The organism is Microbacterium sp. ZW T2_14 (assembly GCF_044987405.1).
In the GTDB taxonomy this organism is placed as follows: Bacteria; Actinomycetota; Actinomycetes; order Actinomycetales; family Microbacteriaceae; genus Microbacterium.
Window position 1 is genome coordinate 1 of sequence record NZ_JBJDRK010000091.1, and the last position, 8,978, is coordinate 8,978.

The window sequence follows — 8,978 nt, forward strand, 5'->3', positions numbered from 1 at the left end:
CGATGAGGCCCACGACCTTGCCGGCGGCTCGGCGCCCACCACGACGGCGACCGCCACCACGAAGAAGCAGTCCGCCGCCGGCAAGGTCGTGGGCCTCATCGTGGCTGCCGCGATCGTCGGCGGCGCAGCGGGCCTCGGCGGCGCCTATGCCGGCGTCACGTGGTTCGCGCCGGTGAGCGCGTCTCCCGTCGCCGGGCCGACCGCCGTCACCGTCAACGACACCGATTCGGTCAACCAGACCACCGGCATCGCCACGAAGGTGCTGCCGAGCGTCGTCACCATCTCGGCGACGAGCTCGTCGGGTGGCGGGACCGGCTCCGGTGTCGTGCTCAGCGAAGACGGCTACGTCGTGACCAACACCCACGTCGTCACCCTCGACGGCGCCACGGGTGACGCCACGATCCGCGTGACGACCTCCGACGGTCGCGTGTACGACGCAGAGGTCGTGGGCACCGACCCGACATACGACCTCGCGGTCATCAAGCTGAAAGATGCCGAAGACCTGACCCCGATCGAGTTCGCCGACTCGAGCAAGCTCAACGTCGGCGACACGACTGTCGCGATCGGCGCCCCGCTGGGCCTGGCGAACTCGGTCACCGAGGGCATCGTCAGCGCCCTCAACCGTTCGATCCAGATCGCCTCGTCGGCCGCGCCCGACGGCGGCGATCAGGAGGAGCAGGCTCCGGAGCAGGAGAACGGCCAGGAGGGTCCTTTCCGCTTCGACTTCGGTCAGGGCCAGCAGCAGGGCGCGGCCACCGAGTCCATCTCGATCGCTGTGATCCAGACCGACGCGGCGATCAACCCCGGCAACTCGGGCGGTGCGCTCGTCGACTCCGACGGCAAGCTGATCGGCATCAACGTGGCCATCGCCACCGCGGGCGGCTCGTCCTCCGACGGCTCGGGATCGATCGGCGTCGGCTTCTCCATCCCGTCGGACATCGTGAAGCGCGTCACCGGCGAGATCATCGACAACGGCGAGGCGACGCACGGCCTGCTCGGCGCGAGCGTGAAGCCCGCGGCATCCGTCGAGGACTCGACGATCACCGGCGCCTACATCGCGGAGGTCACCGACGGCGGTGCGGCGGCCGATGCCGGCCTGAAGGCGGGCGACGTGGTCACCGGCTTCAACGGCGTGCCGATCACCGACGCCACCGACCTCACTGCGCAGGTCCGCGCCGCCGCGGCCGGAAGCAAGGCGGAGGTCACGTACGTCCGCGACGGCAAGACGCAGACGGCCGAGGTGACGCTGGGCTCGCTCCAGCAGTAGCCCGCACGACAGGACGCCATCTCGCGAGTCAGCGAGCCCCACGCAGGGCTCGCAGGTAGGCTCGCGGGATGGCGTCCTTCTCTTTCGGCGCGGGGAACGCCCGAAAGCTCGCGACGGTCCCGCTGTATGCCGCAGGACGCATCTTCACGCTCCTCGTGCCCCGCAGCCGTGACGAATGGGTCTTCGGCTGTGCGGTCGGCATCGGCGACGGGGCCCTCGCGCTGTGGAATGTCGCAGCCGCCCACGGCCGCACCGCGGTGTGGCTGGTGGACTCGGAGCGGGAGGCGACGGATGCCGCGGCCCGCGGCATCCGCACCGTCCCGAAGAGATCGATCCGGGGCCTGTGGCGCACGGCGCGTGCGCGGGTGGTCGTGGTCACGCACGGCTTCGGCGATGTGAACCGCTACGTCGTCTCGGGATCGGTGGTCGTGCAGCTGTGGCACGGCATCCCGCTGAAGCGCATCGGACTGGACTCGCCCGAGACGCTGCGGGTTCCGGCGGCGATCGCGTCGACTCCGGCCGCCCGCCCCGTGCGCGCGCTGCTGCGGAGGATGTACCGCGGCGCCGCCCGACGGATCCGGGTGCTGCCTGCGGCGTCGCATCTCGTGCGCGGTCGCCTGGAATCGGCCTTCGGCCTGCGCGACACGAGCGTGCCCGTGACCGGCGAGCCGCGCGTCGATGTGCTGTCGCGCGGTACGGCGGCCGAGCGCCGCGCCGAGGCGCGGGCGGCGATCTCGCGGGCTCTTCCAGACTCCCCGGCGGACGCACGCTTCGTGCTCTATGCGCCGACGTGGCGGGACGGCGCACCCGACCCGGCCGTGCCGACCGCCGCCGAGTGGACGCGGCTCATCGACGTGCTGACCCGCCACGACGCCATGCTGCTCGTGCGCTCTCACCCCCTGGGGGCCGGCGACTACCGGCCCCCGACCGCGACCGATCGTGTGCAGCCCCTCGGCAGCGACGCGGTGCCCGACGTCACACCGCTGCTGCCGGCTCTCGACGCACTCGTGACGGACTACTCGTCGCTGGCATTCGACGCATCGCTCGTGCCGCTGCCCACACTGTTCCTCGCCCCCGACGTCGAGGAGTATGCGCGGCGGCGCGGCTTCTACGGGACGTATGCCGACGTCGCCGGCGACGACTGGGCGGCGGACTGGACGCAGGCGGCGGCGCAACTGGATGCCCTGCTGAGCGACACCGCCGTGCACGCGGTCCGGCTCGACCGCGCCGCCGCGCTCAGTGCACGCGTGCACGCGTTCCGAGACGGACGCAATGCGGAAAGGGTGTACCGTGCGATTCTGGCCGCAACGGCCGAGACACCTGCTTCCCGCCGCACTGCTGCGGTGCGCCGCGCCTCGCGGCGCGGAGAGCTGGACGACGCCCGCCCGAGGGAAGGAACCGGATGACAGAGGCGAGCTTCACGACCGACGGCGTGCCCGCGCTCCTGCTCGGGGGCGAGGGCGAGCGTCCCTCATCCATCGAGATCGTCGGCGCCCGGGCGCGCGTCGTCGCCCGGGTGACGGGACGTGGCAGAACGTGGAAGGCGACGCTGCCGCTGCGCGCCGCCCGCTGGGGCGGCGCTGAGCTGCCGCTGCCGTCCGGGTTGTACGAGGTGCGTGTCGCGGATGCCGAAGGACGCGGCATCCGTCCGCCCGAGGCGCTCCCGGTCACGCAGCTCGGGACTCTGCGCGCGACGCTGGAGGGCTGGACGCTGCGCATCGGTCCGCCCATCGATCCCGCGTACGACTCCGGCGAAGGGCAGGACGCCCTCGAACGGCGGTACGCCACGCGCCCGGCGTCCGGGTTCGAGAACGCGGTGTTCTTCGAGAGCTTCTACGGGCGCAACGCCAGCTGCAACCCGCTCGCGATCGATCGCGAACTCGCCCGCCGCGCGCCGCAGGTGACGCGGTACTGGAGCGTCGTCGACCTCTCGGTCGCCGTGCCGGAGGGTGCCATTCCCGTTGTCGAGGGAAGCCCCGAGTGGTGGCGCGCCCGCGGTGCGGCCCGGCTGCTGGTGGTCAACGACTGGCTCCGCCGTCGGTTCGCCCGCCGCAAGGGGCAGGTGGTGCTGCAGACGTGGCACGGCACCCCGCTCAAACGGCTCGCGCTGCATCGACCCGGGTTCGACCCGCGGCGGATGGCGGCCGTGGTGCGCGAATCGCGGCGCTGGAACGTCCTGCTCGCCCAGAATCCGTATGCCGCCCGCATCCTCGGCAAGGCGTACGCCTTCCTCACGCGGCCGGTCTGGGTCGAGGGCTACCCGCGCAACGACGTGCTCACGCACGGCGACGGCGCCTCCACCCGCGAGGCGCTCGGCATCCGTCCCGAGGAACGGGTCGTGCTGTACGCGCCCACCTGGCGCGACGACCGCGACCAGATCGTCGACTTCGTGGACCCGGTGGCGCTCGCCGCGGCGACGGATGCCGTCGTGCTCGTGCGCGGTCACTCCCGAACCCTGCTGCCGGGGCGCGACGCCCAGGGTCCCCGCGTGATCGATGTGACGGGCTTCCCCGACACGTCACTGCTGCTGCTCGTCGCGGACGCCCTCGTCACCGACTACTCGTCGGTGATGTTCGACTTCTCGGTGACCGGCAAGCCGATGTACTTCCTGGTGCCCGACATGGAGCACTACCGCGGGGAGCTGCGCGGGTTCTACTTCGACCTCGCCGCCCACGCGCCGGGACCGATGGTGCGCACGCAGGACGAACTGGTCGCCGCTCTCGCCGCCGACGACGCGCACTCCTACGCCGACCGTTACGCGCAGTGGCGCGAGAAGTTCAACCCCCGGGACGACGGGCATGCCGCGGAGCGGGTCGTGACGCGGATCCTGGATCAGGGGTTCATCGAGGTCTGAGGGACGCGGGCCCGACCGACGTCACGGCAGGGGTGTGTTGCGGCTGCCGAGCCGCGACGTGTCGACGGTGTCATGGGCGCCGCCCACCACGCCCAGCAGGAATCCCCAGCCCCAGGCCAGGTGCATGGAGGGCAGCACCGCCGCGGTCCACAGCTTGTCGCGCCAGCCGCGGCCGCCGCCGCTACCGGCGGCGACGCCGACGATGAGGACCGCGTAGGCGATCACCGGGAGATACACGACGGATGCCGCGACCGACCACCATCCCTGCAGCACGCCCGTCAGCTGCAGCACCGCGATGACGAGCCCCAGCACGATCGTGAGGACGAGCGCAGGCGGGGCGAAGAAGCGCAGGGAGTTGCCGCGCCCGAACCGGCGGACCAGCTCGCCGCGCCAGCGCCCCGTGGCCGAGAACTGGCGCACCAGACGCGTCCAGCTCTCACGGGGCCAGTACGTGACCGCCAACGTCGGATCGAACCAGACGCGGTACCCCGCGCGACGGATGCGGAGATTCAGCTCCCAGTCCTCGCCCCGGCGGATGGTCTCGTCGAAAAGCCCCACCTCGTCGAGCACAGCGCGGCGCATGACGCCGAGATAGGCCGACTCCGCCTCGCCCTCCTGGGTGCCGCCGTGATAGGCGCCGCCGCCGAGGCCGATGGGGGAGTTGTAGGCGCGCGCGACAGCCCGCTGGAACGGCGTGCGTCCGTCGGCGCGCATCACGCCCCCGACGTTCGCCGCGCGCACACGCTCGAGGGTGGCGAGCGCGCTGCGTGCGTAGCTGGGGTCGAGTTCCGAATGCGCGTCGACACGCACCACGGTCGGGTACCGGCCGGCGCCGATGGCGAGATTGAGACCGATCGGGATGTCGGCGGCCGGGTTGTCGATCAGCACGATGCGCTCGTCCTCCCGGGCGAGTTCGCGGGCGAGCTCGCTCGTGCCGTCGGTGGACGGGCCGAGCGCCAGGATCAGCTCGGTCGGACCGGGAACGTCCTGCGCCAGCACGGTCTCGATGGCACGGCGCAGGTAGTCGCGCTCGTTGAGCACCGGCATCACGAAGCTCACGCCGGCACGGGGCGAAGGGACCGGAGCGTCCCTGCGCCCGTGTTGCTCGACATGCACGCGTCGATCATGTCACGGGTGCCCCTGGGTAGGCTGGACGCGTGGGTCTCGTCTCGGATGGAAAGAAGGCGGTCGCGCTCGTCCGCAAGGCCGTGCGCAATCGCTCCGCCGTCATCGACGTCCGGCGTACGCTCGCCGCCAGGCCGCAGCATCCGCCGTTCCACTACCGGGTCGCGGTGTACTTCGCCGACGGCGCGGTCAACATGTACCAGATGAGGCAGTGGTACAAGCCGCTCGCTGCGCTGGCGAAGACCTGGCCCGTCGTCGTGCTGAGTCGGGCCGCGACCGGCGCCGAGGCGCTGCTCGCCGACGCCGCGCTGCCCGTCGCCTTCGTGCCGACGGTGCGCGACCTCGAGCGCTTCATCGCCACGCAGGACATCCGCGTCGTGCTGTACGTGAACCAGAACACGCGCAACTTCCAGATGTTCCGCTACGGGCGCCGCTGGCACGTGTTCATCAACCACGGCGAGTCCGACAAGATGTACATGACCACCAACCAGTACAAGGCCTACGACTACGCCATGATCGCGGGCGACGCGGCCCGCGAGCGGCTCTCGCGCGTGCTGTGGGACTACGACATCGAGCGGCGCACCATCCAGATCGGCCGCCCGCAGGCCGACCACTACTCGGGCACCCTGCCCTACACGCCCGATGAGCGCACCGTCGTGCTGTACGCGCCCACGTGGGAGGGGGATCGCCCCTCAGCGCACTACGGATCCATCGCGACGCACGGCGAGGCGCTGGTCGGCGCCCTCCTCGCGACCGGACGCCACCGGGTGATCTACCGCCCCCACCCGCGATCGGGTGTCGTCAACCACGAGTACGGCGCCGCGAACAAGCGGATCGTCGCGGCGCTCGCCGCAGCGAACGCGTCGGATCCCAGCGCTCACCACTTCTTCGACGACGGACCGGAACTCGGGTGGCAGCTGTCTGCCGCCGACGTGGCGATCGTCGACATCTCGGCGATGGTCTACGACCGGCTCGCGGCCGACAAGCCGCTTCTGATCACGCGGCCGGCAGATCCCGCTGCGGCGATCGACATGCACGGCTACCTGTCGGCGTGCGAATGGCTCGATGCGGCCGCCGCCCCCGACGTCGTCGCCCAGACCGAGCGGGTCCTCGGCGACCCCGACGCAGTCGCGCGCCTCGAGCAGTGGGTGACCCGCTACTTCGGCGACACCACGCCGGGCGCCGCGACGGCGCGGTTCCATGCGGCGGTGCAGGGCCTCATGGACGACTGGGAGACCTGGTACGCCCGTTCGGTCGACGACGACGATGACGAGTCCGACGACGAGGCAGAACTCGACGACGAGGGCTGAGCGCCGGATCGCGGCAGCGAGCGGCGTCCGGGTCCGGCGACGTGCGGGTCAGCCGACGGGCGCCGGGCGCTCGACGAGTCGTGAGATCGCTCGTAGGGGGATCGTGACCCACGTGGGGCGGTTGCGTGCCTCGTAGATGGCCTCGTAGACGGCCTTGTCCAGTTCCAGTGCCGCCAGCAGCGGATGCCGGGGGTCGAGGCTGTTGCCGGAGGTCTGTGCGTACCCCTCGATGAACGCCGCGCGGGCATCGAGGGCCCAGCTCCGGACGGCGTCGGCGGAGCGGTCGGGATGGTCCAGGCGCAGTGACCCGGCCACGTAGTCGAAGGAGCGGAGCATGCCCGCCACGTCGCGGAGGGCGAAGTCCGGCTGGGTCCGTTCGGCCATCGGGCGGAGCGGTTCGCCTTCGAAGTCGACCACGATCCAACCGCGGTCAGGGGAGTGGAGCACCTGCCCGAGGTGGTAGTCGCCGTGGATCCGCTGCAGCGGAGGCCACGGCACCTCCACTGCACGGCGATACACGGCGGACACGGCATCCCGCTGGGCCGCGATCTCGGGCACTTCCGCCATCGCGATCGCGAACCGTCGTTCCCACGTCGCCGCAGCGGCGTCACGGTCTGCGGCCGTCGGGGTGCGGGTGGCGAAGCACTGGGACAGGGCGACGTGCACGCGGGCCGTCACCCCGCCCAGAGCGGCCGCCTCGCCGCGGAAGTCCTCGCCGCGCGCGGCGGCGAGGAGGGCCACTCGCCACGCGTCGTCGACACCCGGGAGGTACTCCTGGGCGAAGGCGAGCGACCCGCGGACGCTGCCGTGAGCAGTGGCGAGGTCGGGCCATGTCCCTTCGATCCAGCCGATCGGGCGCGGCACATGAGTCGAGCCGGCTCTCGACAGCGCTTCCTGCAGCTCGATGTCGGGGTTGAGACCCGGATGCAGCTGCCGGTAGACCTTGCAGATCACCGGAGTGCCGCCGCCCTCGTAGATGAGCGACGTGTTGGACTGCTCGCCGCTGATGACGCGGGACGTGGCGTGGAGAGGCCCGCTCGCGGATGCCACGGCCCGGCCGACGGCCGTCGTCTGAGGTCCGCGTGCCGTGCCGCCGCGCGCGACGAGCCGCAGCAGCGCGGCCGCGTATGCGGGGTCGTAGGGACCGTCGATGAACGTGGTTCCCGGCACCGGGCTGCCGATCGTGTGGCCGGGGTCCGCGGTGACGGTCTCCGTCGCCCGCTCCACCACGGGGATCTGGTACAGCACAGCCGGAAGAGCGCCCTCATCGGCGACGAGGAACGTGCGGATGCGCACACTGCTGTCGGCCTCCGCAGGCGCGTCGGGATCGACCGTGAGGTCCCACCAGGCGACCAGACGCAGGCTGGGGGAGCGGCCCTTCGCGGCGTACCACCGTTGCCGCGGCATCCACGCCGCCAGGCACGCCAGGGTGCTGTCCATACCTGTGAGGGTATGCCCGCGGCGGTGGGCATGTCGAGGCGGGTGAAAGCGCTTGCACCCCCGGGCGCACCCCTGTCAGTCGGTCGACTCCGGCTCCGCGGGGGACGGGGCCTCCATGATCGGAGTGAGGGGGATGACGATGCCCTCGACACCGCCGCCGGCGGACTCGGTCAGTCCGAGCGCGCCGACTCCCAGCCCGCCGACATCCACCGGTGCCGCATCCCGAAGCCGCTCGGCATCCGACTCGGGATGGGCAGGCTCGGACGGCAGGCCCGCCCACTCGTTCGGTTCTTCGGGAAGCTGGCTGAACAGACCCATACCGCCATTCTCGTCCTGCGCCACCGCGTGCGGGTTCACATCGCGAATCTCCAGAGATACTGCTCACCGTCCTCGGGTCGGAGCCAGGCGATCGTCACGATGGCGAAGCCGGGGTCGGCCTCGCAGAGGCACAGCTCCGCTGTGTCGCCCGGAGGCATGAGGCCCCAGTGCTCCGTCGTCGATGAGGCACCCGCGTCGACGAAGACGCGGACGACATCGAGGGGGAAGCGGCTGGCATTCGTGATGAGCGGATGCCGGCCGTAGATCTCGTCGACGCGCCACGGCACCCGGTAGGCGTGTGGCGGCGGAGGTTGTTCGGAGTCGAGGGCGCGCAGCATGCCCGCCACCGTAAGAGCCGGTTCCGACGGGCGGGCCGCCGTTTCCGGGGGCAGAGAGGCTCGTTGTGGAGAACTCCGGAAGTCGCCGTTCCAACGGGGACGAGGGAGGAGCCTCAGCCGAGACCGGCGGGGGACGCCTCGTCGGACGCCGCGACGAGGTCCTCGCTCGTCGTGGGCGCCTCGATCTCACGCCGCCTGCGGCGCACGACGCCGCGGACCGCCGCCGTCGTGCGTGTCACACCGCCGAGGACCGCCTCACCGGCACGACGGATGCCGCGGCCGGCGAGTCTCTCGACACGATCCGCGCCGGGCCGCGGCTCCAACTC

General features: G+C 71.6%; 8 protein-coding genes and 1 pseudogene. 4 read left to right on the forward strand and 5 right to left on the reverse strand.

The window, feature by feature from the left end:
- The 3 genes from ACI3KY_RS19350 to ACI3KY_RS19360 form a co-directional block, all read left to right on the forward strand.
- A partial coding sequence (locus ACI3KY_RS19350; RefSeq protein WP_404931757.1) for a S1C family serine protease occupies positions 1-1,267 on the forward strand: 1,267 nt, incomplete at its 5' end.
- Positions 1,268-1,335: 68 nt separating this feature from the next.
- Positions 1,336-2,673, forward strand: coding sequence for a CDP-glycerol glycerophosphotransferase family protein (locus tag ACI3KY_RS19355; RefSeq protein ID WP_404931758.1), 1,338 nt, complete (start codon positions 1,336-1,338; stop codon positions 2,671-2,673).
- On the forward strand, positions 2,670-4,121 hold the full coding sequence (locus ACI3KY_RS19360; RefSeq protein ID WP_404931759.1) for a CDP-glycerol glycerophosphotransferase family protein: 1,452 nt from the start codon (positions 2,670-2,672) through the stop codon (positions 4,119-4,121). The genes ACI3KY_RS19355 and ACI3KY_RS19360 overlap by 4 nt, the downstream gene beginning before the upstream one ends.
- 21 nt (positions 4,122-4,142) lie before the next feature.
- Here ACI3KY_RS19360 and ACI3KY_RS19365 read toward each other — a convergent pair whose 3' ends face one another.
- Positions 4,143-5,180: a glycosyltransferase family 2 protein gene (locus ACI3KY_RS19365; protein ID WP_404931760.1), complete on the reverse strand. Its 1,038-nt coding sequence runs from the start codon at positions 5,178-5,180 to the stop codon at positions 4,143-4,145.
- Between the two features lie 98 nt (positions 5,181-5,278).
- Here ACI3KY_RS19365 and ACI3KY_RS19370 point away from each other — a divergent pair, with 98 nt between their 5' ends.
- Positions 5,279-6,556, forward strand: coding sequence for a CDP-glycerol glycerophosphotransferase family protein (locus ACI3KY_RS19370; protein WP_404931761.1), 1,278 nt, complete (start codon positions 5,279-5,281; stop codon positions 6,554-6,556).
- A gap of 48 nt (positions 6,557-6,604) precedes the next feature.
- Here ACI3KY_RS19370 and ACI3KY_RS19375 read toward each other — a convergent pair whose 3' ends face one another.
- The 4 genes and pseudogenes from ACI3KY_RS19375 to ACI3KY_RS19390 all read right to left on the reverse strand — a co-directional run.
- The gene (locus tag ACI3KY_RS19375; protein WP_404931762.1) at positions 6,605-7,996 is read right to left on the reverse strand and encodes a maltokinase N-terminal cap-like domain-containing protein; all 1,392 of its coding nucleotides are present in this window, start codon (positions 7,994-7,996) and stop codon (positions 6,605-6,607) included.
- Positions 7,997-8,071: 75 nt separating this feature from the next.
- On the reverse strand, positions 8,072-8,314 hold the full coding sequence (locus tag ACI3KY_RS19380; RefSeq protein ID WP_404931763.1) for a hypothetical protein: 243 nt from the start codon (positions 8,312-8,314) through the stop codon (positions 8,072-8,074).
- A 35-nt stretch (positions 8,315-8,349) separates the two neighbouring features.
- Complete coding sequence (locus ACI3KY_RS19385; RefSeq protein ID WP_404931764.1) at positions 8,350-8,652, reverse strand: hypothetical protein; 303 nt, start codon at positions 8,650-8,652, stop codon at positions 8,350-8,352.
- 113 nt (positions 8,653-8,765) lie between these two features.
- Positions 8,766-8,978, reverse strand: a pseudogene (locus ACI3KY_RS19390) (hypothetical protein); the annotation flags it as partial.